Annotated in this window: 23 protein-coding genes; 7 read left to right on the forward strand and 16 right to left on the reverse strand. The window is 69.5% G+C overall.

The window, feature by feature from the left end:
• The first annotated feature begins 51 nt into the window (after positions 1–51).
• On the forward strand, positions 52–1983 hold the full coding sequence (gene dxs, locus DEJ14_RS08765; protein WP_111086379.1) for a 1-deoxy-D-xylulose-5-phosphate synthase: 1932 nt from the start codon (positions 52–54) through the stop codon (positions 1981–1983).
• A 172-nt stretch (positions 1984–2155) separates the two neighbouring features.
• Entirely contained in the window at positions 2156–2815 is a 660-nt protein-coding gene (locus DEJ14_RS08770) for a hypothetical protein (RefSeq protein WP_111086378.1), read from the forward strand.
• 7 nt (positions 2816–2822) lie between these two features.
• Here the strand turns inward: DEJ14_RS08770 and DEJ14_RS08775 are convergent, their stop codons facing one another.
• From DEJ14_RS08775 to DEJ14_RS08795, 5 genes are all read right to left on the reverse strand, one after another.
• Positions 2823–3185: a hypothetical protein gene (locus DEJ14_RS08775; protein ID WP_111086377.1), complete on the reverse strand. Its 363-nt coding sequence runs from the start codon at positions 3183–3185 to the stop codon at positions 2823–2825.
• Between the two features lie 131 nt (positions 3186–3316).
• On the reverse strand, positions 3317–5461 hold the full coding sequence (locus tag DEJ14_RS08780; RefSeq protein ID WP_111086376.1) for a 3-hydroxyacyl-CoA dehydrogenase NAD-binding domain-containing protein: 2145 nt from the start codon (positions 5459–5461) through the stop codon (positions 3317–3319).
• Positions 5458–6657 carry a thiolase family protein gene (locus DEJ14_RS08785; protein ID WP_284180442.1) on the reverse strand — a complete coding sequence of 400 codons (1200 nt, stop codon included), beginning with the start codon at positions 6655–6657 and terminating at the stop codon, positions 5458–5460. Before DEJ14_RS08785 ends, DEJ14_RS08780 begins: the two co-directional genes overlap by 4 nt.
• 148 nt (positions 6658–6805) lie before the next feature.
• Positions 6806–8062 carry an HRDC domain-containing protein gene (locus DEJ14_RS08790; RefSeq protein WP_502868826.1) on the reverse strand — a complete coding sequence of 419 codons (1257 nt, stop codon included), beginning with the start codon at positions 8060–8062 and terminating at the stop codon, positions 6806–6808.
• Positions 8059–8640, reverse strand: a complete 582-nt coding sequence (locus tag DEJ14_RS08795; RefSeq protein WP_111086374.1) for a DUF3000 domain-containing protein — start codon at positions 8638–8640, stop codon at positions 8059–8061. Before DEJ14_RS08795 ends, DEJ14_RS08790 begins: the two co-directional genes overlap by 4 nt.
• A gap of 23 nt (positions 8641–8663) precedes the next feature.
• On the opposite strand from DEJ14_RS08795, the gene DEJ14_RS08800 reads away from it, so the two are divergent.
• Entirely contained in the window at positions 8664–9887 is a 1224-nt protein-coding gene (locus tag DEJ14_RS08800; RefSeq protein ID WP_111086373.1) for an alpha/beta fold hydrolase, read from the forward strand.
• Between the two features lie 197 nt (positions 9888–10084).
• Here DEJ14_RS08800 and DEJ14_RS08805 read toward each other — a convergent pair whose 3' ends face one another.
• The 6 genes from DEJ14_RS08805 to DEJ14_RS08830 form a co-directional block, all read right to left on the reverse strand.
• Complete coding sequence (locus DEJ14_RS08805; RefSeq protein WP_111086372.1) at positions 10085–10870, reverse strand: hypothetical protein; 786 nt, start codon at positions 10868–10870, stop codon at positions 10085–10087.
• Positions 10860–11456 carry a hypothetical protein gene (locus tag DEJ14_RS08810; RefSeq protein ID WP_111086371.1) on the reverse strand — a complete coding sequence of 199 codons (597 nt, stop codon included), beginning with the start codon at positions 11454–11456 and terminating at the stop codon, positions 10860–10862. The genes DEJ14_RS08805 and DEJ14_RS08810 overlap by 11 nt, the downstream gene beginning before the upstream one ends.
• A 235-nt stretch (positions 11457–11691) precedes the next feature.
• Entirely contained in the window at positions 11692–11970 is a 279-nt protein-coding gene (locus DEJ14_RS08815; protein ID WP_111086369.1) for a hypothetical protein, read from the reverse strand.
• 99 nt (positions 11971–12069) lie between these two features.
• Entirely contained in the window at positions 12070–12471 is a 402-nt protein-coding gene (locus DEJ14_RS08820; RefSeq protein WP_111086368.1) for a DUF6188 family protein, read from the reverse strand.
• Between the two features lie 236 nt (positions 12472–12707).
• Positions 12708–13205, reverse strand: a complete 498-nt coding sequence (locus DEJ14_RS08825) for a hypothetical protein (RefSeq protein WP_146249816.1) — start codon at positions 13203–13205, stop codon at positions 12708–12710.
• A 318-nt stretch (positions 13206–13523) separates the two neighbouring features.
• Positions 13524–13895, reverse strand: coding sequence for a hypothetical protein (locus tag DEJ14_RS08830; RefSeq protein ID WP_111086367.1), 372 nt, complete (start codon positions 13893–13895; stop codon positions 13524–13526).
• Between DEJ14_RS08830 and DEJ14_RS08835 the strand changes: the two genes are divergently transcribed.
• Positions 13894–14016 (forward strand): hypothetical protein, encoded by a 123-nt coding sequence (locus tag DEJ14_RS08835; protein WP_258373345.1) that lies wholly within the window; start codon positions 13894–13896, stop codon positions 14014–14016. The genes DEJ14_RS08830 and DEJ14_RS08835 overlap by 2 nt on opposite strands.
• 530 nt (positions 14017–14546) lie before the next feature.
• On the opposite strand, the gene DEJ14_RS08840 is transcribed toward DEJ14_RS08835, so the two are convergent.
• The 4 genes from DEJ14_RS08840 to DEJ14_RS08855 all read right to left on the reverse strand — a co-directional run bounded on the left by DEJ14_RS08840 (position 14547) and on the right by DEJ14_RS08855 (position 21960).
• A complete protein-coding gene (locus DEJ14_RS08840) occupies positions 14547–15110 on the reverse strand; it encodes an Imm26 family immunity protein (protein WP_181437627.1) in 564 nt (187 codons plus the stop codon).
• Positions 15107–20455, reverse strand: a complete 5349-nt coding sequence (locus DEJ14_RS08845) for a DUF6531 domain-containing protein (protein WP_146249815.1) — start codon at positions 20453–20455, stop codon at positions 15107–15109. The genes DEJ14_RS08840 and DEJ14_RS08845 overlap by 4 nt, the downstream gene beginning before the upstream one ends.
• Before the next feature lie 144 nt (positions 20456–20599).
• Positions 20600–21058, reverse strand: a complete 459-nt coding sequence (locus tag DEJ14_RS08850; protein ID WP_111086363.1) for a SufE family protein — start codon at positions 21056–21058, stop codon at positions 20600–20602.
• A complete protein-coding gene (locus DEJ14_RS08855) occupies positions 21055–21960 on the reverse strand; it encodes a sulfurtransferase (RefSeq protein ID WP_111086362.1) in 906 nt (301 codons plus the stop codon). Before DEJ14_RS08855 ends, DEJ14_RS08850 begins: the two co-directional genes overlap by 4 nt.
• Before the next feature lie 185 nt (positions 21961–22145).
• Between DEJ14_RS08855 and zapE the strand changes: the two genes are divergently transcribed.
• The 3 genes from zapE (at position 22146) to DEJ14_RS08870 (ending at position 25376) form a co-directional block, all read left to right on the forward strand.
• The gene (zapE, locus tag DEJ14_RS08860; RefSeq protein WP_258373347.1) at positions 22146–23102 is read left to right on the forward strand and encodes a cell division protein ZapE; all 957 of its coding nucleotides are present in this window, start codon (positions 22146–22148) and stop codon (positions 23100–23102) included.
• A gap of 205 nt (positions 23103–23307) precedes the next feature.
• Entirely contained in the window at positions 23308–24582 is a 1275-nt protein-coding gene (locus DEJ14_RS08865; protein ID WP_111086361.1) for an ammonium transporter, read from the forward strand.
• Positions 24583–24725: 143 nt separating this feature from the next.
• On the forward strand, positions 24726–25376 hold the full coding sequence (locus DEJ14_RS08870; RefSeq protein WP_111086360.1) for a tyrosine-protein phosphatase: 651 nt from the start codon (positions 24726–24728) through the stop codon (positions 25374–25376).
• A 139-nt stretch (positions 25377–25515) separates the two neighbouring features.
• Here DEJ14_RS08870 and DEJ14_RS08875 read toward each other — a convergent pair whose 3' ends face one another.
• On the reverse strand, positions 25516–26487 hold the full coding sequence (locus DEJ14_RS08875; RefSeq protein WP_111086359.1) for an aldo/keto reductase: 972 nt from the start codon (positions 26485–26487) through the stop codon (positions 25516–25518).
• Positions 26488–26542: the final 55 nt, after the last annotated feature.

Consider the following 26542-nt stretch of genomic DNA (forward strand, 5'->3'; position numbering starts at 1 on the left):
TCTGTCCCCACGCGCATAGAGTGGGCCGACAGCCCCACGAAAGGAGCGCCCGTGAGCCTGCTCAGCAGCATCACGTCGCCGCGCGACCTGAAGCGTCTCTCCGACGTGCAGATGACCGAACTCGCCGCCGAGATCCGCCGGTTCCTGGTGGCCGAGGTCGCGAAGACCGGTGGGCACCTCGGGCCCAACCTCGGTGTGGTCGAGCTGACGCTCGCGATGCACCGGGTGTTCGACTCGCCGAACGACCCCTTCGTGTTCGACACGGGGCACCAGTCGTACGTGCACAAGCTCGTCACCGGCCGGCAGGACTTCTCGAAGCTCCGCGAGCGGGGCGGCATCGCCGGCTACCCGCAGCGGAGCGAGTCCGAGCACGACATCGTGGAGTCCTCGCACGCGTCGTCGTCCCTGTCCTGGGCCGACGGGATCTCCCGCGCCTTCGGGCAGACCGGACAGACCGACCGCACCGTCGTCGCGGTGGTCGGTGACGGCGCCCTCACCGGTGGGATGACGTGGGAGGCGCTCAACAACATCTCGGACGACAACGACCGCCGGCTGGTCATCGTCGTGAACGACAACGGCCGCTCGTACGCTCCGACGATCGGCGGCATGGCGCGGTTCCTCAGCTCCGTGCGCACGCGGCGTGAGTACCGGGCGCTGTACGAGACCTCCCGGGCCGTGGCCGACCGCTTCGGCGCCCCCGGCCGGGCCGTGTACCGCGGGATGCGCGGGGGTCTGCACGGGTTCCTGTCGCGCTTCACGAACAACGAAGCGCTGTACTCGAACCTCGACATCAAGTACATCGGGCCGGTCAACGGCCACGACCAGCGTGCGATGGAAGCAGCGCTGCGTCAGGCGAAGGCCTACGGCGCCCCGACGATCGTGCACGCGATCACCGAGAAGGGCCACGGGTTCGAGCCGGCGCTCCGCGACCAGGCCGACCAGTTCCACGCCGTCGGACACATCGACCCGGAGACGGGGGAGTCGCTCGACGCTGCGTCGGGTCCGTCGTGGACCTCGGTGTTCGCGTCTTCCCTGGCCGACGCCGGCGCCTCGGATCCTCGGATCGTCGCCATCACGGCAGCGATGCTCCGACCGACCGGACTGCACCTGTTCCAGGAGCAGCACCCCGACCGGGTCTACGACGTCGGCATCGCCGAGCAGCACGCCGTGACGACTGCGGCGGGTCTCGCCTACGGCGGCCTGCACCCCGTGGTGGCGCTCTACGCGACCTTCCTGAACCGGGCGTTCGACCAGGTGCTGATGGACGTCGCGCTGCACAAGGCCGGCGTGACGTTCGTGCTCGACCGCGCCGGCATCACCGGACCGGACGGACCGTCGCACCACGGCATGTGGGACCTCGCGTTGCTGCAGGTCGTGCCCGGCATCCGGATCGCGGCGCCCCGTGACGCGGCGACCCTGCGCGAGGAGTTCCGCGAGGCGATCGCCGTCGACGACGCCCCGACGGTGCTCCGGTGGTCGAAGGGCCAGGTCGGGCCGGACATCCCCGCCGTCCGTCGTCTCCCCGACGGTGTGGACGTGCTGCACGCCGCCGCTGACGGCGTCGAGGACGTGCTCTTCGTGGCCGTCGGCTCGATGGTGCCGACGGCGCTCGAGGCCGCGGCGCTGCTCGAGGCGCAGGGCATCGGCGTCACCGTCGTCGACCCGCGCTGGGTGGTCCCGATCCCGGGCTCGCTCATCGAGCTGTCGCGGACGCACCGGCTCGTCATCACGATCGAGGACGGCGTGCGCGTCGGTGGCGTCGGGACCCGGCTCCGGCAGGACCTGCGGGCCGCCGGGGTCGACACGGGCGTGAACGAGCTGGGGCTGCCGGACGAGTTCATCGACCACGCGACCCGGTCGCAGATCCTCGCCGACGTCGGGCTGACCGCGCAGGCGATCGCCCGCGACGTCATCGACCAGGTCGTCGGGACGAAGTTGCCCCAGGCGAAGCCCGCCCGGTCGCGGGAGTCGGCCGACCGGTAGGTGCTGACCGCGCGGCGCTCGGCGGCGCGCGCGGATCGCGCGGGCCGTCCATGCCGGCGCGGGCATGTCCCTCGGGGACGTCTGACATGATCGCCGCATGCGACGGGGGTTCAGGACGACGGCGGTTGCGATCGGTCTCGCGGTGGTGGCGCTGTCCTCAGGGTGCGCAGCGATGAACGACGGCACGGTCACGCCGGGTCTCGGTGCCGATGCCCGGATCGGCGCCAGACAGACGATGCACCGTGTGGTCGACTGGGAGGGCACCGTCGCGGTCCACCGGGTCGATGCCACCTGGACCGACTCGTGCGGCCACGCGAGCAACTCCGGGTTCTTCCAGCCCGCTTCGGGCACGACGTGTCGGATCGACGCCGGGGCGGTGTACACGATCGACGGTGCGACCACACCGGTCGACGCGGTGCGCATCGCCGGACCGGCGCTGCGCACGGGCGGCCTGACCGACGAGGACCTCGTGGCACAGGCGATCCAGCCGGACGGCTCGACACCGTACTTGGTCGACATCGGTGGGCGGCAGTCGATCGCACTCGGCAACGACCTCGGGCAGGACCGGTTCGCGGTCGTGCGGGTCCGCGGTTGGGACGGGTCACTCGGACTGTGGCAGTCGGAGGGGTCGTCCGTCGTGCAGTCCGCACCGGGTCTCGGCGTCGACGGACGCGACGACGCGGTCCGGGCGAGCGGGGCGGACTACGTGCTCGTCGTGACGCACAGCGCCGCGTACTTCACGTCGTACGACAACGAGCCGCCCGCGCCGCCGGCACCACGGCCGTCGGTGCCGCCGTGCTTCAGCGGCAGCAACGACTGCGTCGGTGGTTGACGGCGGCTCACGACAGGGGCGCTGCCGGATCTGGTGCAGCTGCTGAGCGCAGCGCAGCGAGGATTGCGCGCGCCATCGGCGTCACCCAGAGGACCTGGCCGGAGTCGAGACCGTCGCGGCCCTCGCGCAGGATCTGGACGCGGGACGAGGAGGCCGACTCGCGCCGGAAGGCCAGGACGATGTTCTCGGCCCGCAGTGCGAACGACGTCCGGCGGGCGATGACGGCGCCGTCGTCTCGGATCTCCATGGCCGCGGCACCCGGAACGGAGTCCACTGCCCGTCGGAGCAGGGCCGGTACAGCGTCGAGCGGGACCGGCAGGACCACGGACGGCCCTGCGGCGGCCTTCGGTGCCCACCACTCCTGCGTCATCCCTGCACCGTACGCCGGGGCGAGCGTTCCCGAGGCCGGCGCTCCATCCCAGCGCACAACCGAAGCCGCCCCCAACCACGGCGATCCGCGGTTCGGGGCGACTTTGCTGGTGCGAGGGGGACCCGCGCCGGCTACCGGGAAGCCGGGCCGACGATCAGTGGGTCGTGGAAGCTCCCACCGAAGACGCGCTCGGACGCACCACTGCGGTCGAGGTAAGGGCTGATCCCACCGGCCTGGAACGGGTAGCCCGCGCCGAGGATCAGGCCGAGGTCGATCTCCTCGACGTGCTGGACGACCTCGTCCTCGAGCATGCGGTGCAGCTCGTCGGCCAGGGCGTCCTCGAAGCGCTGCTGCATCGCGGCGGCGTCGACCGGCTTCGCGTCCTTCTTCGACGGCGCGACGAGCTTGACGGCTGTGGGGTCGTACCCGGTCGCGTTGCCCTTCTTGTCGCGGGTCAGGATCTTCCCGTACTCGGCGATCTTCTTCAGCCCGTCACCGGGGTAGAAGCGCTCCGGCCAGGCGGCGTGGTGCGAGTCGAGCACGTGCGCCCCGACGGGCAGACCGACGAGCTCGAGCAGCTCGAACGGCGACATCGGCAGTCCCAGCGGTGCGGCACCGGCCGCCACGACGTCGAACGAGGTGCCCTGCTCGACTCCGCGCATCGCCTCACCGAGGACCCGTGCGAGCACCCGGTTGACGACGAAGCCCGGCTGGTCGGCCGTGATGATCGCCGTCTTCTTGAGGGTCTTCGCGACGGCGAGTGCCGTGACGAGCGTCTCGTCGGAGGTGTCGGCGGTGCGGACGACCTCGAGCAACGGCATCACGGCGACCGGGTTGAAGAAGTGGAACCCGACCAGGCGCGACGGGTCGGACAGTACCGAGCCCATCTCGGAGACGGACAACGACGAGGTGTTGGTGGCGAGGATGGCGTCCGGTGCGATGACCTGCTCGATCTTCCGGAAGACCTCCTGCTTGACGCTCATCTCCTCGAAGACGGCCTCGATCACCCAGTCGGCGTCGGCGAAGGCGTCGTACGACACCGACCCGCTGACGAGTGCGGTGATGCGGTTGGCGTCGTCGGGGGAGATCCGTCCCTTCTCGAGCAGCTTGCCGACCTCACCGCGGATCCGCTCGACACCGGCGTCGACGCGGGACTGGTCGACGTCGGTGATCACGACGGGGACGCCGAGTCGTCGGGCGAACAGCAGCGCGAACTGCGAGGCCATCAGACCGGCGCCGAGGACGCCGACCTTCGTGATCTTCTTCGGCTCGACGCCTTGCGGTGCACCGACGGGCTTCTTCGCACGCTTCTGCACCAGGTCGAACGCGTACATCGACGCGGCGAACTGGTCACCGGAGAGCAGGTCGGCGAGGGCGTCGTCCTCGTCGGCGAACCGCTCGTCCAGGGAACCGCCGCGAGCGGCGGCCACGAGGTCGAGCGCGCGGAACGGCGACTTCGGCACCGTCCCGATCTTCGACGCGACCTGCCCACGGGCGACCTTGACGACCGTGCCCCAGGCAGCCTTCTCGAGCATTCCGGGTTCGTTTGGCCGCTTGACCGACACACGACCGGCGATGACGCCGTCGGCCCAGGCGACTGCCGACGGCAGGAACGTCACCGACGGGATCAGCACGTCGCCGATGCCGATCTCGACCGCGGCCGGGCCGTCCATCAGGCGGTTGTTCTTGAGGGGGTTCTCGACGATGACCCGCAGCGCGCGCTCCGGACCGATCAGGCGGGGGAGCAGCGTCGCGCCGCCCCAGCCGGGGATGATGCCGAGGAAGACCTCGGGCAGGCCGATGCCCTGCGCAGCGGACGAGAACGCCCGGTACGTGCAGTGCAGGGCGATCTCGAGCCCACCGCCGAGGGCGAGCGTGTTCACGAAGGCGAACGACGGTACCCCGAGGTCGGACAGCTTGCGGAGCGTGGCGTGCCCGAGGGCAGCCAGGTCGTGGGCGGCCTCGCGGGAGGGCACCGCGGCGGCCTGGGACAGGTCGGCCCCGGCGGCGAAGCAGTACTCCTTGCCGGTGATCGCGACGCCCTGGATGGTTCCGGCCGTGGCCTCGGTCTTCAGGGTGTCGAGCACCCCGGAGAGTTCGTGGAGGGTACGCGGCCCGAGGGTGTTCGGACGTTTGTAGTCCTTGCCGTTGTCGAGCGTGATGAGCGCCAGGGTGCCGCCGGAGGGCATCGTGACGTGCTTGACGAACGAGTGCGTGACGACCTCGTCCTCGCTGAGTTCGGACAGACGGTCGGTGTCGACGGTGGTCATGCTCATGCCCCCTTCCGAGCCGAACGTGCTGCGGACTTGCTGAAGCCGGGGTTCTCCCAGATGACGGTGCCGCCCTGGCCGAGTCCGATGCACATCGTGGTGATGCCGTACTGGACGTCCGGCCGCTCGGCGAACTGCGCGGCGACCTGGGTCATCAGGCGGACACCGCTCGATGCCAGCGGGTGGCCGACGGCGATCGCGCCGCCCCACGCGTTGACGTTCGCGGAGTCCTGCGCGATGCCGTAGTTGTCGAGGAACGCGAGTACCTGCACCGCGAACGCCTCGTTGATCTCGAACAAGCCGATGTCGTCGATCGACAGGCCGGCCTTCGACAGCGCCTTGTCGGTCGCGGGGACCGGGCCGACGCCCATGACCTCGGGCTCGACGCCCGCGAAGGCGAACGACACCATCCGCATCTTCGTGGGCAGGCCGTGCTCCTTGGCGCCTTCGGCCGAGGCGAGCAGGCTCATGGTCGCGCCGTCGTTGAGGCCGGCGGCGTTGCCGGCGGTGACCCGTCCGTGCGGGCGGAACGGCGTCTTCAGCGCAGCCAGTGCCTCGAGCGTCGTGCCCGGACGCGGCGGCTCGTCGGTGCTGATGACGTCCCACCCGTCGCCCTTGTTCACCTCGACCGGGATCACGTCGGGCTGCAGCTTGCCGGCGGCCCAGGCGGCGGCGTAGCGCTGCTGGGACTGGACGGCGTAGGCGTCCGTGCGGTCCTTCGTGATCGCCGGGAAGCGGTCGTGCAGGCGCTCGGCGGTGGACCCCATCACCAGCGCGTCGCTCGACACCATGCGTTCGGCGATGAACCGCGGGTTCGGGTCCGAGTTGAAGCCCATCGGGTGGCGCCCCATGTGCTCGACGCCACCGGCGATCGCGATGTCCGCGGCACCGAAGGCGATGGCACCCGCGAGCGTCGTGACGCTCGTCATGGCCCCGGCGCACATGCGGTCGATCGCGTACCCGGGGACCGACTTCGGCAGGCCGGCCAACATGCCGACGGTGCGGCCCAGGGTCAGCCCCTGGTCACCTTGCTGCGTGGTCGCCGCGACGGCGACGTCGTCCACCGCTGCGGTGTCGAGCGAGGCGTTCCGGTCGAGCAGTCCGCGCATCGCGTGCACCGCGAGGTCGTCGGACCGGGTCTTCCAGAACACCCCCTTCTCGCCGGCTCGTCCGAACGGTGTCCGTACTCCGTCCACGAACACGACGTCTGATGCCTTTGGCAATCCGGGCCTCCCAGATCCTCATCGATCGGGCCGGAACGCTGGTCGCTCCGGCCGGCCGGGCCTCGCCCGGCGACGCTCCCGACGCTATGCCCCCAGGCTGGGCGGCCGCATGCCGGTTGGGCGGTTCCTACGACTCGACGTCATCCGTCGGCGCGGGCTGCTGTGCAGCAGCGACAAAGGCCGACGCGATGATCGAGGCGAGTTCCTCCACCTGCCAGGGGCGGGCCTCGTGTGCGGCGAGGGCGGCCCCGACCAGCTCGGTCGACGGCGGCGACGGCGGTGCCCACGAGACCACACGCAGGGTCTCCGGGGTGAGCAGGTTCTCGAGCGGGATGTCGAGCTCCTCCGACCGCTTCGTCACCGCGGCCCGTGCGGCCTTGTACCGGCGGTCGGCGGCGGGGTTGCGGTCGGCCCAGGCACGGGGCGGCGGGAGCGTCGCTTCACCGGAGCCGCGGAGCTTCGGCAGGTCCTCGGTCGTCAGGCCCTCGTCGACCGCGGCCCACCAGCGGTCGAGCTCGGACCGGCTGGCGCGACCCGTGAACGCCTTCAGACCGCCGAGTTCGGTGCGCGACGACGGTGCGGCGGCTGCCGCTGCGACGATCGCGGCGTCGGGGATCGTGCGCCCCGGAGCGATGTCGGCCGCGCGGGCGTACTCGTCACGGGCGACCCAGAGCGACCGGGCGATCGCCAGCGCGCGGGCGCCACGGAGCGCGTGCATGCCGGACAGGCGACGCCACGGCTCGGCACGGACGGGCTTCGGGGCGCGGTGCAGCACCGCGTCGAACTCCTCTTCCGCGATGCGGGACTTGCCGGCCTCGTCGAGCTTCGCGGCGAGGGCGTCACGCAGGTCGGGCAGGAGCTCGACGTCGAGCGACGCGTAGACGAGCCACGACTGCGGCAACGGCCGGGTCGACCAGTCTGCTGCCGAGTGCGCCTTGGCGAGCGTGATCCCGAGCAGCTGCTCGACGACGGCGCCGAGACCGACCCGGGGGAACCCGGCGATGCGGGCTCCGAGTTCGGTGTCGAAGATGCGGGTCGGGACGAGGCCCACCTCTTGCAAGCAGGGCAGGTCCTGCGAGGCGGCGTGGAACAGCCACTCCTCGTCGACGATGGCCGCCTGCAACTCGGAGAAGTCGCCGATCGGGATCGGGTCGAACAGGAACGCGCCGGCACCGCGGCGGAACACCTGGATCAGGTAGGCGCGCTGCGAGTAGCGGTAGCCGCTGGCGCGTTCGGCGTCGACGGCGACGGGCCCGTGACCGGCGGCGATCGCCGCGACGGCCTCGAGGTAGTCGTCGCGCGACTCGATGACCTTGACGGCCTCGTGCGAGTCCTCGAACGCGGGGTCCGGCGCACCGGGGGTCGAGCTGGCGGGGTCGGTCACTTGGCGAGCCTCCTCGGGGCCAGCAGGGTCACACCGTCCGAGGCAGGGGGCAGACCGGCGAGCATGGCGACGATGTCCTGCCATGCCTGGACATGTGCGGTGAGGTCGTCGCCGCGGGGCGTCCACGACGCGCGGAGTTCCAGCTGGGCGCCGTCGCCCTGTGCGGCGAGGTCGCCGTACCCGCGCGAGATGATCTTGGTGGCCGTACCTGAAGCGTGGTCGTAGTCGGCCCCATGCGTCTCGAGCGCATCGACGAGCCAGCTCCACGTGACGTCGGCGACGAACTCGTCGACGCCGATCTCCGGTTCGAGTGGTGCTTGCGCGAACGAGACCACCCGGAACGCGCCGCCCCAGCCCTCGGGTTCTTCGGGGTCGTACAGGGCGATGAACCGTCCGGTGCCGAGGTCGGACTCGACGCCGTGCGCGGTGCCGGACACGTCCGCCGCCAGGGCGATCGAGAACGGTGCGATCCGCGTGGGCGAGGGGATCTCGGTGACGGTGGTCTCGGAGCGGCTGCTGCCGGAGGACACGAACGCGCGGAGCCGCGCGAAGGCGTCGGGCTCTCGGGTTTCGGACACACATGCAGACTAGGCTCCGGGCCATGTCCCGATCCGCGCGACCCGCCGAGGACGCCGTCCAGGAGACCGCACGATCGGCCGGGTTCATCGCGCTCGGCGCCGGTCTGGCCGCCGCCGCGGTGGGAACGGCCGTCATCGGCGGCTTCGTCGCCGCTGTCGCCCGCGCCGTCGTCACCCCGGACCGCAAACGCACCGAACGCGTCCCGATCCACGCCGTGGACCCGGTCCGGATGACGGTCACCATCGAGCGGACCGCCGACACCGAGCTGCAGGGCCGCTACTCCCTCTGGTTCGGCGCCGGCACCGGGCACATGCGCGTCGGTGAGGTCCTCGGCGCCACCGACACCACCGTCACGCGCCGCATCATCGCGATCGACGCCGGCGACCCGACCGCTGCACGTCGCGGCCGCTGGGGCGGCTGGCTCTACCTGACGCCCGGCGAGCTCGACGTGCCCGTCGAAGACATCGACATCCCGACCCCGAACGGGCCCGCACCCGCCTGGATCGTGCGCGCCGACGACCCGGATGCCCCGTGGGCCGTCCTGGTGCACGGGCGCGGCGTCACCCGCGCCGAGACCATCCGCGCGGTCCCGGTCTTCCGCGCCGCCGGCTACTCCGTCGTGCTCGCATCGTGGCGGAACGACGGCGTCGCACCGCCGAGCGTCGACGGCAGGTACGGCCTCGGCAGCACCGAGTGGGAGGACATCGACTCCGTCCTCCGTTGGCTCAGCGCCCAGAACGCGCAGAGCGTCGTGCTCATGGGCTGGTCGATGGGCGGCGCCGTCGTGCTGCAGACCCTGTTGCGCTCGCGCTTCGCCGGGCTCGTCGACGGTGTGGTGCTCGAGTCGCCCGTGGTCGACTGGCACGCGGTGCTCAAGTCGCAGAGCCAGTTGATGGGGCTGCCGCGACCGGTGCGCAAGGTCGCGCAGCGTCTGCTCCGCACGCCGGTGCTGCACCGGCTCGCCGGCCTCCAGCAGCCGGTCGACCTGCGGGAGCTCGACATGGTCACCCGGTCCGCCGAGCTGACGGTGCCGATCCTCCTGCTGCACAGCGACGACGACGGGTTCGTGCCGTCCTCCGCGTCGCACGACCTGGCGCGCGCCCGACCCGACCTGGTGCGGCTCGAGGTGCAGACCACGGCCCGGCACACCAAGCTCTGGAACCACGACGCCGACTGGTTCGACGCCCGCATCCTCGCGTGGCTCACCGAGGTGGTCCAGCGGCGCGGGGCGGCCAGCGCGCGGTAGACGCAAGAGCAGACGGACGGGAGGCGCGGTGCCAGATGGCACCGCGCCTCCCGTCCGTTATCTGCTCACGTCGTCGCCTCTTCGGTGACCCCTGGTCCGCCGAGCGCGCAGAACGGTAAAAGGACATGGGCCGGCACTCGCCACGGTGTGGGAGGAAGGCTGGGAGGACGGCGATGCTTGCGCCGCACGCCCGCACGTCAGGTCCGTGGGAAGAGATCGACTGACCGTGGCGTAGCCCGGTATCGCAGGTGTTCGAAGTCCGGGTGCCAGTCGACCAGGCCTACCACCGCACGGACGGCGATGTCGACGAAGAACGGGGATACGACCATCCGATGGGGGACGGTCTCTGCCTCGACCTCGCTCGCCGGCCGCGACCTCTTGCCGGAGAAATCCGTGACGTATTCGACGTCGGTGGCGGTGCCCCAGGAGTACGCGGGGAGGAGCCGGTCAGAGTCGGGCGTCGTGGTGCCGACGACCTCCCACATGCCTGGCTGGAACCGCGCCGGCAGGGTCAGTCCGGCGATGACGGGCTGCGTCGCGAGCACCACGAGCGGATCCGCCGGCGGCGGTACTCCTTCGGGACGTTGGAAGACGGCGACGTAGACGGCATCGAAATGTTCCGATATCACGTGCCCGAGCAAAACACCGCCCGCTCCGTCCGGTATGAGGAAGACGTCGCCGGCGGCGGCCGCGAACGGCGGACGGCTGCATGGGTAGAACACACTGGCTGTCCCGGAGGGGGTGCTGGGTCCCCTTGGATCCGGTGCCGCGAGTGGTGTCCGTGGCACCCTGGTGCGCCGGAGCTGGCGTGCGCGCTCGTCGAGGTCCCGACCCGGCCATCCGTGGTCGACGACTTCGATTGTGAACAACGTTTCGGGGTCAGCGCGCGTCTCGGTCAGGAGCTGCGCGAACAGTTGTGCGCCGCTGTCGGCCTGGTGAAACTGCTGCGTCGACCGATCGGGCTTGCTCCGTCTACCGAACATCGCGGACTCCGTCTTCGTCGGTGGATGTGAGGATGAGCTGGTCCGGTCGAGGCAGCTCGGCCGGCATGTCGGTGGTGAACCACGGGAACTCGACGAAGTTGATGCGACCCTCGAGCATCCAGACGAGTACCTCGCCCGCGAGGGGGGCCTCGTCGGAGCAGTAGTACACGGCCCATGGGAGAGGACCGTCGGCGTAGTCGGACCGAGGTGCCTCGGCGAGCACGATGTCGAAGATCCGCGGCACCGACTCGTCGACGGTCCGCACCGCCTCGACCTGGTCGCGCAGCAAGGCGGACCTGGGGTCCGGCGACGCGTCAAAGCACGTCCGCAGGATCGCCGCGATGTGGTGTGCCGTGGTGTCGCCCTCCCGACTGCCGACCACGTGCGAAGCCACCGCGGGTCCGAGAGCCCGCTCGATCGCGTTCGAGATCTCGATGACTGATCCGTCGATGCACACGGTGACTTCAGTGCTGTCGAAGAAGTCGATGCGGAGCACTGCCTGCGCCGGATCGGTTCCGGCGGCGACGGGAACGCCGAAGAACTCGCAGTCGATCATCTGGTGGTTCTCCTGGACGAGCGTCAGCATCTCGTCGTGCGAGAACCAAGCCCGGGTCCCGACGCTGCCATGAGTCGCCGGTCCCACTCGTGCACGTCGACAGTCGAGCTCGGTTGCATGACCATGTCGAGCTCCGTGACGAGCCAGTGCAGGGGCGTGAGGTTCAACGATTCGAACACGTCCCGGAAGCCAGGCAGCGGCCCCTCGTGTGAGGGGCCCCTCCGGAAGAACCAGAACCGCTGAGCGGCCTCTCGTCGGCCGGTCATCAGGTGTTGGTGAGCCAGATCGCGGGCCCCTCGCTCGGCATGACGATGATCCGCAGCCTTCTCGTGAGGCGTTTCATTGATCCCGCTGACGATCGGGGTCTGACCGAGCGAAACGAGGGTGCGTAGTCACCGAGCGCGTCCGCGAAGGCGTCGAGTGGACCGATGAACGGTCGGAGAGGGTCTTCCTTCTTCGTGGAGTGCCGTCGGACTGCACCGGTGAAGTCCGAGGGGACAGCGTCGCAGTGCACCTCAGCGTCGGCCGGGATCGCGGCGGTCATCGAGACGACACCGCCGGGTGGTTCGATGGTCGTCCTGCAGGTGACCGCTCGAAGGTGTGCGATCGAGAGGTCTGGCTGTGTTCTGGTCATCGTCAGTCCTCAGCGTTGTTCAGCTCGGTCATCTTCGTCGTCTGGGATCGAGGTGAACAGATATCCGCCCCCGAGAGCGATCACCCGCACCGGCGGTCTTTCCGGGCCGGTGTAGTGCCAAGACTCGTACTGCGCGTCAGGATCGGCTCTCATCACGACTCCGCTGGAGAAGGTCAGCTCCAGAGAGCTTTCGTCGATCCGGGCCTCGATTACCGTCTGGGTGTGCAGACGCAAGGCTGGAACGAGCGAAGACTTGTCGCCGTCCGGGGCAACTTGGGAAATGGCTCCGCTCGGCTCACGCACCGTGAATGTGGATTCGAAAGCCGTGCTTGCACCGTTGGAGAAGCGCAACGTGACCATGTGGTCGATCCCGATGAAATTGACGGTTTCTCCCACAACGGACAGGCGCATGTCATCTCCGTTTCTTTTGGCCAAACGACGTACTTACCGCTCCGGAAAGCGTACATCGATTCGTCAAGGTTGCGGAAGACCGCCCCAGGAAGTCGTCCAATCTCATCGTCGGGTTGACTACTGCCTCGTCGAAGACGACTGTCGCCGTGGTGCTGTCGACAGAATCGATGCGCACAACTGGATCCGCCGTCGCGGGTGATACGCGGTGTCGTCATCGGCCGCGACCAGACTGGTTCTCAACGTTCGCCTGGTTTCCCGATGAAGTTGGTGACGAACAGCGCACCCATCACCTGGTCCCTTTCCTTTTCGAGTGCGACAGTCACGAGGGAGTCCTCAAGCCACTCGAAACACAGGCGAACCTCGGTAGAACCGAGGAGAGCGAGATTCGTCGTGAATTCTTCCAACCCAATCACTACGACACCTTTCTCCCTGGCCAAGTTGTACTTCGTCCAAAGTGTCCGCGCGATGCTCGAGGCGTCCTGTACGCTGAGTCGGAGATCTTCTTCACAGGCTTGAGGCAGAAGCGCCGCGGACGCCTTCAAAGCGGCCGGGGTTGTCAATTCCTTCAAGAGATGACGAAGTGCTCCTACGGAGATTGTTTTTTGCGTCGGTGCCCGATCGAGGTATGTCGCTGCGAGCGGAACTTGGTGTTCGGCGTCTACGACGAAGGACGCGATCCGCTCGCCCGCCTCGGCCTGGCAAAACAGGATCGGTCCATTGCCAAGATCATGCACTGGCGCTAGAAGTTCAACTAAGTTCTGTCAACAGGGTCAGCGCATCTGCTGGAACGTTCAATCCCGAGCGCTCGATCATCCCTTCGAGCACCTCGACAGTCATGACTTCGCTCAACTCTCGTACCCCTCCACCTTTGCGCCACGGACGACTCCGCGGATGAGGACTTCGGACTCACCGAACTCGTCAGGTCCGGGAACTACCCTGCTCCGGTACGGCTCGAGATCTGTGCTGAGGATCACGCCGCGGCCTCTTGGCGGATTTCGTATCGATCCAACGACTTGGATTGGTCAACGTAAGGATCGATGTTCCCATATCGATCACTTCGTCGAGGAGCGCGGGCGAGCGCTCATCTCGTGGGCGTGCGCGTCTGCCTCGCTCTTGTAGATCTCGCCCCATGCGATGCTCGGAGGCATGGCATGGACAGGCAGATCGACGTCAGGGAGACAGATCTGCACGAAGTGCGGGAAGGTGGGGAAGGTCCAGAGGTCTTCGTCTTCGAAGCGACTCCAGAGCAACAGCTCGCCGACGCCCAGCGGGTGGCCGAGCTCCTGACCGTTCAGCGGCGGATCGCAGCTGACCATCAGCGCATGGTGACCGTTCGGTAGCACGATCGGTCGTTGCACTTCGCACCGGAAGACAGACGAGAACCGCTTGCTGTCCATGGACGAGAGAAAGAAGACTTCTTGCATGTCAGAACTCCGGATTGATGCCGCTGACGCGATCGAGCTGGATCGCGCCCTTCTCGATGCCGTTCGGGAGGGGTCGCGCAACGTTCCTTCGAGCAGGAACTGCCCCGAGTTCACGCTGTGATCGGGCTCGGTCTTCCCTGACGGTAGTCCTGCGACGGCGCGGTGATCGGCAACAGAACCAGGGTGGGACGGCGACCATGCGGCACCGGTCGCCTGAGCATCTCCGCCGGAGACACGACGCCCGGATCCTCGCGTGACTCACCGAGGTGGTCCGGCGTCACGGGCGGCCAGCGCGCGGTAGACGCAAGAGCAGACGGACGGAAGGCGCTGTGTCACCTGGCACCGCGCCTCCCGTCTGTCGGTGGTGCCGTCTGCGAAACTCGACCCATGTGGCCGTTCCGCAAGCGCCCCGAGTCCGAGCCCTCGTTGCCGACGAACCCCGTGCTGCAGCAGATCGTGCTGCGGGGCGGCGACCTGTCGGAGCCGCGTGACTGGGTGCATTTCGTGTACTTCCCGGACGAAGGGTCCGCCAGTGCAGCCTCCGCTTCGGTGTCATTCGAGGTTACCCCTGTGTTGTCGTTACGCTGTTGGTTCATCTGATGCCTCATCGGAGCTGATGAGCATCATGCCGACCGGACCCCTGAACGTGCTCTAGGCCAGCGGCGATGCCGCTGGCTCCCCCGCGAACCGCTCGTCGCCAAACAAGTCGGACGACGTGGGGGTAGGGCGATACCGAAGATCGTCGTACGCGGGAAGCCACGGTTCCAAGCCGTAGTGAGCGCGAGTTGCTTTCTCCAGGATGATCGGGGAGTCAATCGTGAGTCGCGGGATCTGGGTGGCCTCGCGTCCCACCGCCCGGCGCGTTCTAGTCCCGTCGAAATTCGTCACCTGTACCCCGTCATAATCGTCTGAGCCATAGCTGAAGGCGGGAAGGAACCGTCGCTGATCCGGAGCGCGATTGCCCACGATCTGCCACATCCCCGGTCGGAACCGGGCGTCGAACGTCATCCGGGCCAGGAGCGGCGGAGTTGCGGCCACGTCGCTGAGGTCAAGGCTCTGAACTGCATCTTCAGGCACGACGAGATCGAAGACGACCACGTACAACGAACTCTTGTACTTACCGATCACTTGTCCGAGGGCAGCCCTGCCGTCGCCGAGGGGCACTGTGAAGATGTCGCCGATCGAGACCTTGTAGACCTGCTGTTTCGTACTCAATACGGGCTTCCTCCTGCCGCGTCGTAACGCTTTTCGCTCATCTGGTGGCGCTTGTTGGATAGGCCGCCATCCGGGTTGCCCTTGTTCGTGGGTCCGCCTTCGTTGCGAATGTGGAACTCTTCTCGGCGGTCCAGGTCGACTCCTGGGTGGCCTCTGTCGATCCTCTCAAATCTGAATGCGGCATCCGGGTGTTCTCGTGCGTGAGCGGCCTGGCGCAGGAGGAAGTGGTCTTCACTCTTGGTCTGTCCGATGTAGGGCTTCAGGTCGCCAGTGATGTCCGTGCGCCGGTAGATGATGCCTGGTGGTACCGGCGTCTCGTCGCCGAGCTTCGCCACGGAAGTCGGGAGGTGGACCTTCGACATCGTGCCGCCGGTGGCCGCCGACGTCGCCGCACCCTCGGCAGCGTTCCGGAGCAGACCACCGGGGGTCACCGGCTGGCCACTCACCGCGTAGTTCGCGACGTTCTCGGCCGCACCTTCTGCTGCGTTCTTGACCAGCTGCTTGCCGATCAGGGCACCGGCACCACCGCCGACGGCACCGAAGGCCCCGCTGACGGCGACCTGGCCCCAGTTGACCTCGCCGGTGGTGGCCTTCTGGATGATGGTGTCGGCACCGGCGCTGATGAGCATCGCGCCGACCGGACCGCCGACGCCGGTGGCGACGAGCACACCGCCCGCGACGACCATCGCGCCGCCGGCGACGTACTCCCAGTTGTCCGCGAACCAGTCGCCGGTGGCCGCAGCGGCCCGGGCGAGCGGACCCTGTTCGGCCGCCGCGTAAGCCTCCAGCTCCGCGTCGGTGACGGGCGCGAGACCGAGCGGGTCGATGGCGTGCAGCGGATCGTTGCCGGCGAACGAGTAGGGGTTGCCCGCCCAGGCTGCTCCGGCGGGCGCGGCGACCGGGTCGACGGACAGGAAGCCGCGCGACGACGAGTCGTAGGCGCGGGCACCCATCCACTCCAGGCTGGCGACCTGCAGCGAACCGTCGGCGCCGAGGGCGATCCCGCCGGGCAGGCCAGAGCCGCCGAGGTCGACGAGCGTCTGCCACGGGTCGGCGTCGTCGGCTGCTCTCGTGGTGCGCCGACCGCTGGTTGCCCACCCGTCGCCCACCCCGGTGAGACCACCGGGAGCGCGGACGACCGGGGTGTCGCCGACAGCGAGGAGCGTCGGCGCGAACGCGGCGGTGTCCCAGTCGATCGGAACGCCGTCGACATCGGCGAGTTCACCGAGGGCGTCGACGTGCAGGTCGGTCGTGGTGCTGCCCGCCGCGGTGGTCTCCGCCACCCCGGTGAGGTGACCCTGCGGGGTCCAGGCGTACGTGGTCGTCACGCCGTCGGCTCGGACCGTCTGGATCCGTCGACCTGCGCCGTCGTAGGCGTACTCCGCCCCGGGCGCCCCGTCCGGAGCGTCGACCCTGGTCAGCTGTCCGGCGGCGTCGTACGAGAACCGTCGGGCCCCGGAGTCCGTTCGTTCCTCGACCAGGCGACCCGCTGCGTCGTAGACCCAACCCGTGCGATTGCCGTCCTGGACGGACGCCACCAGCTGCGCGGCATCGTCGTGCTCGTAGGTGGTGCTCCCGCCGGGTCCGTCGACCCGGGTGATGCGCCCGTCGGCGTCGCGCCCGATGGTGCTGAGGTGCGTGCCGTCCGAGTCGATGCGCGCGTGCCGGACGACGTGTCCGTTCGCGTACTCCCAGGTCTGCAACTGGTCGCCGGCCCGGGCCTGCAGCATCCGACCGGCTGCGTCGCGTTCGTACCGGGCCTCGCCGAAAGCGGAGTGCTCGACCCGGACGACCCGTCCGGTGGCGTCGTGCTCGTACCGGGTCGTGGACCCGTCGGGGGACTGCACCGAGGTGCGGAGCCCGTCGGCGTCGTGGGTCCACCGCGTTTCGCGCGCGCCGGTCGAGCGTCGGACGAGCTGGCCCAGGCGGCTGAACTCGAGGACGTGTGCAGTGGGGGAGCCCGGACGGGTCTCATCGGTGATCGTCACCGTGCGGGCGCGGGCATCACGGTCGATGCGGCCGATCAGACGGTCGTCGGCGTACTGCGCGGATTCCCGACCGGCTGCGTCGTACTCCCACCGCAGCACGGTGCCGTCCGGATCGGTCTGGGTGAGCTGTCGTCCGGCAGCGTCGTAGGTCGCCGTCGTCGTGCGCCCGAGCTGATCCGTGGACGAGGCCACCTTGTCGAGCTGCGTGTACGTCCGGACGGTCACGCCACCCAGCGGATCGACGGTGCGGACGAGTCGTCCACGCTGGTCGTACTCGTAGCGGGTGGTGCCGCCGAGCCCGTTCACCGCGGCGACGAGCTGTCCGGCGGCGTCGTACCGGAAGGTCCGCTGGCCGAAGCGGGTGTCCCGCGCCGAGACCACGCGACCGACCCGGTCGTACCGGTACCGGACGGTGCCGACCCCGGGGACGTCGGCGTGGACGACTCGACCCTGGCGGTCGTACTCGGTCCGAGCGACCTCGCCGGTCGGCAGGGTGCGCGCGACGACCCGCGAATCCGCGTCGTAGGTCAGCGTGGTGCGTGCGCCGGCGGGATCGATCGCGGAGACCGGTCGGCCGCACGCGTCGTACTCGTACCGGGTGGTGCGGCCCGCCGGGGTGGTGACGGCGACGACGCGTCCGGCGAGGTCACGTTGGATGCGGGTGAGGCCACCGTCTGCGTCGACGAGCTCGACCGGGCGGCCGCACGCGTCGTACGTCGTCAGCTCAGCAGAGGAATCCGCGTGCTCGAGCCGGGTCGGACGCCCGAACTCGTCGGTCGTGACGGACACGGCGTCGAAGGCGTCGCGGACCGTGGAGACGCCGTCCGTGCGCGAGTGGCCCACCTCGGTGCGGACACCGGTCGGGTCGACGGTGGCGCCGAGGGCTCCGACCGCGTTGTACTCGCGCCTCCAGGTGCCGCCGGCCGGGTCGACCACGGCTTCGAGCCGCGAGAGCGCGTCGTGGACGAACGCCCACTCGGCACCGCCGGGCAGGGTCATCGTCGACACGTTGCCGAACGCGTCGAAGTCCTTCGTCACGACGCGACCGAGGGGATCCGTGGTGGACACGATCTCGCCGTGCTGGCCGTAGGTGACCTCGGTGCGGGCACCGGTCGGATCGATCGTCGCGGTGACCCGGCCGCCGTCGCCGTGCTCGAACCGCCACAGTCCGCCGTCCGGATCCTCGCGCGCGGTGAGTAGCCCGGCGGCGTCGTAGCGGTACCGGGTCCGGTGGCCGAGCGGTGTGACGGCCTCGACGATCCGACCTCCGGCGTCGCGGACCAACCGCGCGGTGTCGCCGACGGCGTTCTCGACGCCGACGAGCTCACCGGACGCGTCGTGGTGGAACGTGACGACGACGCCCGTCGGATCGGTGGTGCGGACGAGCACCCCGTCCTGCCAGTCGAGCAGCGTGCGTCCGCCGACGGGATCGACGACGGCCGACGGGTTCCGGTCGTCGCCCGTGTACTCGTACTCGGCGACCCCGCCGTTCGCGGTGACCACCGTGGTCATGCGGTCCTGCTCGTCGTACCCGAAGGTCAGATCGGCGCCCTCCGGCGTCACGGTCCGGACCCGACGCCCGCGGTCGTCGTACCCGTGGACGGTCACCTGACCATCGCGCTCGGTCACCGAGACGAGGTTGCCGTGCGGGTCGTACGACATCGACTGGCGCTGCCCGTCGGTGTCGATGATCCCGACGACGCGGCCCTTCCGGTCGGCGATCCAGGTGTTCGCGTGGTCCCCGTCGACGTCGGAGACCGAGGTGACCCGACCCGGCAGGTACGTGAACCGGACCCGTCGACCGAACGGTGTGCGCTGCTCGATGACCCGGCCGCGGTCGTCGTAGGTGTTCTCGCACTCGACGACCCCGGTCGCCGCGGTCACTCGGTCGATCAGCCCGTCCGCGTTCCAGCGGTACCGACGACTGCCGACAGCGTCGGTCGCCCGGACCAGCCGGCGGGCGTCGTCGTAGTGGTACTCGACGCGGCGACCGTCCGACGCCGTCACGGACGCCACCCGGTCGCCGCGGTACTCGATGTCGACGAACCGCCCGAACACGTGCGCGAGCCGGGTGATCCGGTCCTGCTCGTCGCGGCGCACGGTCACGGCGGTGCCCGCACCACGATCGCTGCTCAGCCACAGTCCGGACGGTGTGAACGCCCACCGACCGCCGGCGTTGTCCCGCACGACGAGCGAGTCCTGTTCGGCCCGGAGCCACAGGTCCTCGCCGACGCCGCGGCTCCACCCGTCCCCCTGCCGCGGGAAGTCGATCTGCCGACCGTCGTCCAGCACGACCGAGGCGGCCTCGTCGCTGACCTCGAGCCGGACGTCGAGGATCGAGGACCACCCGAGTCCGAACACCCCGACGCGGCCGTCGAGTGAGTTGTACATGCGGGCGAGCCGGAGCGACGCGGCCTGCCCCGCGAAGGACAGGTCGGTCTCGGGCTCGAGGAAGTTGCCGGTAGCGGTGTTGACCGGGTCGTCGGCGAACCCGTTCGTCGGGGGTGTTCCCAGGGCCGAGAACGGCCCGATGGTGAAGTCATCACGTCCGGCGTCGATCCCCGCCGAGGACAGGGCTGCCGCGATCGCCGCGTCTGACAGCGTCGCGGGCCCGGCACCACCACCGGCGGCCTCGAACTGCGCTGCGACGGTGCCCGCCCAGTCGGCGTCCTTCCCGTTCGCCGTGAGCCAGTCGGTCACCGCGGTCAGCAGCGACTGGGCGTTCAGGGTGCCCCAGCACGGGTTGCACTCGGCCTCGTAGTCGCTCAGGGCGTTCCGGAACGTCGAGACGGCGCCGGACAGATCGGCGTCGAGTGTCCGGGTATTCGCCTCGAAGGAGCGGAGGTCCGCGGGGACGGCGGACGACGTCCCACCGCTGGTCCCGCCGCCTGCCGGGAACTCCCGCCCCGTGACGCTGACCTCGTCCGCCTGCAGTCGTGGCTCCGGCTCGGGCTCCGGCGGCTTCGGGTCGTCGCCCCCGCCGAACCACGTCGAGACCTCGTGCCCGGCGGCGACGAGGAGGTTCTCCTCGCGTTCACGCTTGCGGGCGGTCCACTCCTTCGCCTGCTTCCGCCGGTCGTCCTCGTCCTTCGCGGCGTCGCGCAGCTGCTGCACGAACCCCGACAGGCTCTGCAGCGACTCGACGAGCTTCGTCGCGCTGCGCGAACCGATGTCGGCGTTGTCCGCGAAGACCTCGGAGAAGTACCCGCGGAACTCCGCACGCGCAGTCGTCACCGATGACGAGCGCGAACCGGACTGGCCGCCGATCGACGACGCGAGCGCCGTCGAAGCCGATTTCAGCGCATCCGCCGCGCTGTACGAGTAACCGGTCGGATCGTTCCCGTGGATCTTCGCCATCGTCATTCCCCCCTGGTGTTGACCGCACCATCCTGGCACGGATCCGGACTGGTATTCCAGAGGACGGCATGCGTGCCGAGGGGAGACGGACGGGAGGCCCGTGGCGGATCCGCCACGGGCCTCCCGTCCGCCTTCCGGTTGCGTCTACGACACCGCAGCCTGCACCTGACGCTGCACGCGACCGAGCATGCCCACCATGCCGCGGATCCGCAGCGGGCTGACCGCCTCGGACAGCCCGATCGTCAGCGGGTAGTCCGCCGGCACGGCGAGCACCTGCGCTGCCGTCAGGCCGCTCAGGCCCTGCGCCAGGATGGAGGCGAAGCCGCGCGTGGTCGGCGCCTCGCGCGGGGCGGTGGCGTGCATGCGGACGACGTCGGGTGCGTCGCCGTCCTCGCCCACGGTGACCGTGATGAACACGGGGGACTGGCACTCCTCGACCCGTTCGAGTTCGTCCTCGTGCCCCTGCAGGCGCTCGGGCAACGCGGGCAGTTCGTTCGAGAACTCGAGCAGGAGCTGCAGGCGGTCCTTCTGGCCCAGGGCGAGGAAGTCGTCGCGGATCTCGGCGAGGGTGGCGGGGAGAGTGGCCTCGGTGCTGTCGTTCATCGGTTCGGGACTGTACCCGGCTCCGCGCCCTGCACGATCGGGACGCGCACGGCGCTGCCCCACTCGGTCCACGAACCGTCGTAGTTGCGGACGCTGTCGTAACCGAGCAGGTGCTGCAAGACGAACCAGGTGTGGCTCGACCGCTCACCGATGCGGCAGTACGCGATGACCTCGTCCGCGTCGCCGATGCCGGCGCCCTCGCGGTAGATCGCGTCGAGTTCCGCGCGCGGCTTGAAGGTGCCGTCCGGAGCGGCGGCGGTGGCCCACGGGATGTTCACCGCCGTGGGGACGTGGCCGCCGCGCAGCGCTCCTTCTTCCGGGTAGTCGGGCGCGGTCGTGCGCTCACCGCTGTACTCCGGCGCGCTGCGGACGTCGATGAGGGGCTTGCCGAGGTGGGCGAGCACGTCGTCCTTGTAGGCACGGATCTCGGTGTCGATCCGCTCGACGACCGGGTACTCGGCCGGCGTGACGGCGGTCTCGTCGGTGGTGAGGGCGCGGTCCTCGGCGATCCACTTCGCACGGCCGCCGTCGAGCAGGCGGACGTCCTCGTGGCCGAACAGCGAGAAGACCCAGAGGGCGTACGCGGCCCACCAGTTGTTCTTGTCGCCGTAGACCACGACGGTGGTCTCGCGGCCGATGCCCTTGCTGCCGAGGAGTTCCGCGAAGGCCTCGCCGTCGATGTAGTCGCGCTGCACCGGGTCGTTGAGGTCGGTGTGCCAGTCGATCTTGACGGCGCCGGGGATGTGGCCCGTCTCGTAGAGCAGGACGTCCTCGTCGGACTCGACGACGACCAGGTCGGGGGTGTGGGCGTCCAGTTGTTCCTGCAGCCACTCGGTGGAGACGAGACGCTCCGGGTGGGCGTAGGCGGTGAACTTCTCGGACGGGTCGACCGGTGCGGTCATGGTGGGCTACCTCCAGGTGGTCATCCGGCACCGGACTAGGATCGGTCGTCGGTGCCTGTGGGCAACGGTACGCGGACGTACCGTGCCCCAGCCGCAACGTGACACCGCACGACTTGCTTCCCGGAAGGCCCACTCGATTGCCAGCGCACCTCGTCGACCGTGACCCCCAGGTGACCCCGCAGCAGATGGCCGCGGCACTCGTGCCACCGCCCCAGTTCGCGGACGCCTCGTTCGAGTCGTACCGGCCGGACCCGGACTACGCCTCGCAGGCCGACGTGCGCGACGCCGTCGCAGCGTTCGTCGCGGCGGGTCCGACCGAAGCACCACGTCGCGGGCTGTTCGGCCGCCGCAAGCAGTCGGTCGAGCCCGCTGCGAAGTCCGGTGTCTACCTGGACGGCGGGTTCGGTGTCGGCAAGACCCACCTGCTCGCCGCGGCGTACCACGCCGCATCAGGGCGGAAGACGTTCGGCACGTTCATCGAGTACACGGCCCTCGTCGGTGCGCTCGGGTTCCAGGGCACGGTCGACCTGCTGCGCGGGACCGCGCTGGTCTGCATCGACGAGTTCGAGCTCGACGACCCGGGCGACACCATGGTCATGACCCGTCTGATCAAGGAGCTGACCGAGACCGGCACCCGGTTCGCCGCCACCTCGAACACGCCTCCGGGCGCGCTCGGCGAGGGTCGGTTCGCGGCGCAGGACTTCCTGCGCGAGATCCAGGCGATGTCCGACCGGTTCGACACCATGCGGATCGACGGGCTGGACTACCGCCGCCGCGCGGTCGACGAGTCTGCGGGTGTGGTGTCCGACGTGGCCGCGGCGCTGCCGGCCGGCACCGTCACGCTCGACGACTTCTCGGCCGTGGTCGCGCACCTCGGCTCGGTGCACCCGTCGAAGTACGTCGCGCTCGTCGAGGACCTCGACGCCGTCGGGCTGACCGACGTCCGGGCGTTCACGGACCAGACCGACGCGCTCCGGTGGGTGGCGCTCGTCGACCGGCTCTACGACGCCCAGGTCCGGATCGTGGCCTCGGGCACGCCGCTCGACCAGGTGTACCCCGACGCCATGCTCGACGGCGGCTACCGCAAGAAGTACCTGCGCGCAGCGAGCCGTGTCGTGGCCCTGAGCCGCGCCCAGGACTGACGCCCACCGCCCGGGGCATCCGCTGACCGGTCGGTGCACCCCCTGTCCAGGGGGCATCGGGCCATGCGAAACACGACGTTTACAAACCGCGCCGTCGCGTTACATCCGCGAAACACATCGTGCCCCCTCGTGAAACGTCACCTCGCCAGACTCGGTGTCACCCGAGGCGGTCCAAGAGCCGCTCGTGCAATCGAGAGGTGAACAGATGCTTGATCAGGGCAACACGACGTTCGTGTTGGTCATGGCGGCGCTGGTGTTGTTCATGACACCCGGCCTGGCCTTCTTCTACGGCGGTTTGGTGAAGGCCAAGTCCGTCATCAGCATGATGATGATGTCGTTCGGTGCGATCGCACTCGTGAGCGTCCTGTGGGTGCTCTACGGCTACGCGATCGCCTTCGCCAACCACGGTGACGGCACGGCGGTCTCCGGTGTCGTCGGGTTCTTCAGCATCGACTGGAACCAGATCGGTCTCGGCCAGGCCTTCGAGGAGGCGCAGTCCTCGAACATCCAGGCGGCGTACCCGTCGATGGCGTTCGTCGGCTTCCAGGCCACCTTCGCGATCATCACGGTCGCGCTCATCTCCGGCGCCATCGCCGACCGCGCCAAGTTCGGCGCCTGGATGGTCTTCGCGGGCATCTGGGTCACGGTCGTCTACTTCCCGGTCGCCTCGTGGGTCTTCAACCTGACCTCGGGTTGGGCTGCCACGTGGGGCGTCATCGACTTCGCCGGTGGCACCGCGGTGCACATCAACGCCGGTGCAGCAGGTCTCGCCCTGGCGCTCGTCCTCGGCAAGCGCGTCGGGTTCGCCAAGGGCGCGCACAAGCCGCACAACCCGCCCTTCGTCCTGCTCGGTGCTGCCATCCTGTGGTTCGGCTGGTTCGGCTTCAACGCCGGCTCCGAGGGCGCCGCTGACGGCATCGCCGCGATCGCCTGGGTCAACACCCTCGCCGCACCGGCCGCCGCCATCCTCGGCTGGCTGCTCGTCGAGAAGCTCAAGGACGGCAAGGCCACCTCGGTCGGCGCCGCCTCGGGTGCCGTCACCGGTCTCGTCGCCATCACCCCGGCATGTGCCAACTTGACGCCGGGCTGGGGCATCCTGCTCGGCTTCGTCGCCGGCATCATCTGCTGCTTCGCCATCGACTGGAAGTACCGTCTCGGCTTCGACGACTCGCTCGACGTCGTCGGTGTCCACCTGGTCGGCGGCATCGTCGGCACGCTGTACCTCGGCTTCTTCGCCAACGACACCGGCCTGATCTACTCCGGTTCGTTCGAGCAGCTCGGCAAGCAGGCCACCGCGGCCCTGGCCGTCGGCATCTACTCCTTCGTCCTGGCGTTCGTCATCGGCTTCCTCATCGAGAAGACGATCGGCTTCCGCGTCAAGACCGAGGACGAGGTCGCCGGCATCGACACCGCGGTCCACGGTGAAGAGGGCTACGTCCTCTACGAGCAGACCGACGACTCGCCGGTCTCGGTCCGCTAGCCAGCAGACACCAGCTCCACCAGCACCACCCGCACGACGACGGGCCCCGCGCACACAGCAAGCGCGGGGCCCGTCGTCGTGCGGTCCTGCGTCTGTCGTCGGTCGTCGGTCGTCTGTCGTCGGACGTCTGACAGGGTGGTCGCATGACGACGACGTCGACCCTCACCAACCTGCGCGAGGTCGGGGGACCGGGCCTGCAGGACGCCCGTCCCCGCACCGTGTACCGCGCGAACACCGAACGCGTCGGTGCCGACGCCTACCCGCACGGACTCGCGGCCGTGGTCGACCTGCGCCGTGACGACGAGGTCGCCCGCGTCCCGCACCCGCTCGGCACCACCGACGGCTACCGGCTGGTCCCGCTGTTCGACCCGTCGACCGTCGAGTCCGGCGCTCAGGCCGTGCAGCTCGAGGAGCAGTACATCGACTGGCTCGAGCGCCACCGCACCGGGATCGCCGCTGCCTTCCGCGCGATCGCCCGGTCCGACGGCGACGTGCTCGTCTGCTGCTCCGCCGGCAAGGACCGCACCGGCGTCGTCAGCGGACTGCTCGCCCGGCTCTGGGGCGCGTCGATCGAGGCCATCGGCGACGACTACGCAGCCAGCGCTGCCGGGCTGGCGGACCGGTTCGCCGGGGAGCGTGCGGTCAGCACCGACCCCGAGGCCACCGCCGTCGCGCAACGGTGCGTGCCGGAGACCATGACCACCGTGGTCCGGCACGTCGAGGCGAGGTGGGGCAGCGTCGCCGCGTACCTGCGCTGGGCCGGACTGACGGACGCGGAGATCGCGGCGCTCTGACGGGCGTGCGTCGTCCTGGCGGCTCGCCACGTGCGGTGGTCGCAACGGCGGACGGGAGGCACGGTGCGCGTCCGACGCGCACCGTGCCTCCCGTCCGTGGCCCTGATCGTGGGCCGTGGTTCCGGCCCGTTCCGTCAGCTCACCAGGCGTAGTCCTCCGGCGAGGTCTTGTGCCCCGGGAAGATCTCGTCGAGCCGGTCCAGCGCACGCTGGTCGAGGCGGATGTCGACGGCGCGGACCGCGGACTCCCACTGCTCCATCGTGCGGGGGCCGGTGATCGGCGCGGTCACGCCGGGCTGGTGGAGGAGCCACGCGAGGGCGAGCTCGCCGGGCGTGTGACCGAGCTCCTTGGCGAACGACTCGTAGGCCGTGAGCTGGTCGCGGTGCCCCTCGACGTACTCGGCGCTGCGACCCGACAGACGGCGGGAGCCGTTCTCGGTCTTCTCGATGACACCACCGAGCAGGCCGCCCTGCAGCGGCGACCACGGGATGACGCCGAGGCCGTACTCGCGGGCGGCGGGCAGGACCTCACGCTCGATGTCGCGCACCACGAGGTTGTAGATCGACTGCTCGCTCACCAGGCCGAAGGTGTGGCGGTGCTTCGCGGCTTCCTGCGCCTGGGCGATGTGCCAGCCGGCGAAGTTCGACGACCCCACGTACAGGACCTTGCCCTGCTGCACGGCGACGTCGATCGCCTGCCAGATCTCGTCCCACGGGGTCGCACGGTCGACGTGGTGGAACTGGTACAGGTCGATGTGGTCCGTCTGCAGACGCTGCAGGCTGGCGTCGAGCGACTGGCGGATGTTGAACGCGCTGAGCTTGCCGCCGTTCGGCCAGTCGATCATGTCGCCGTAGACCTTGGTCGCCAGGACCGTCTTCTCGCGACGGCCGCCGCCCTTCGCGAACCAGCGGCCGATGATCTCCTCGGTGGCGCCCTTGCCCACCGAGCCGCCGTAGCCGTTGGCGGTGTCGAAGAAGTTGACGCCGAGCTCGTGGGCCCGGTCCATGATGGCGTGCGAGTCGTCTTCAGTGGTCTCCGGGCCGAAGTTCATCGTGCCGAGCACTGCCCGTGAAACCGACAGCCCTGTCCGTCCGAGGTGTGTGTAGTCCATGGGTCCGGTCTACGCGCTCCGAGGGGCACCCTGCCAGGCCCTGGGAGTACCGGTT

Source organism: Curtobacterium sp. MCJR17_020, from assembly GCF_003234365.2.
GTDB lineage: Bacteria > Actinomycetota > Actinomycetes > Actinomycetales > Microbacteriaceae > Curtobacterium.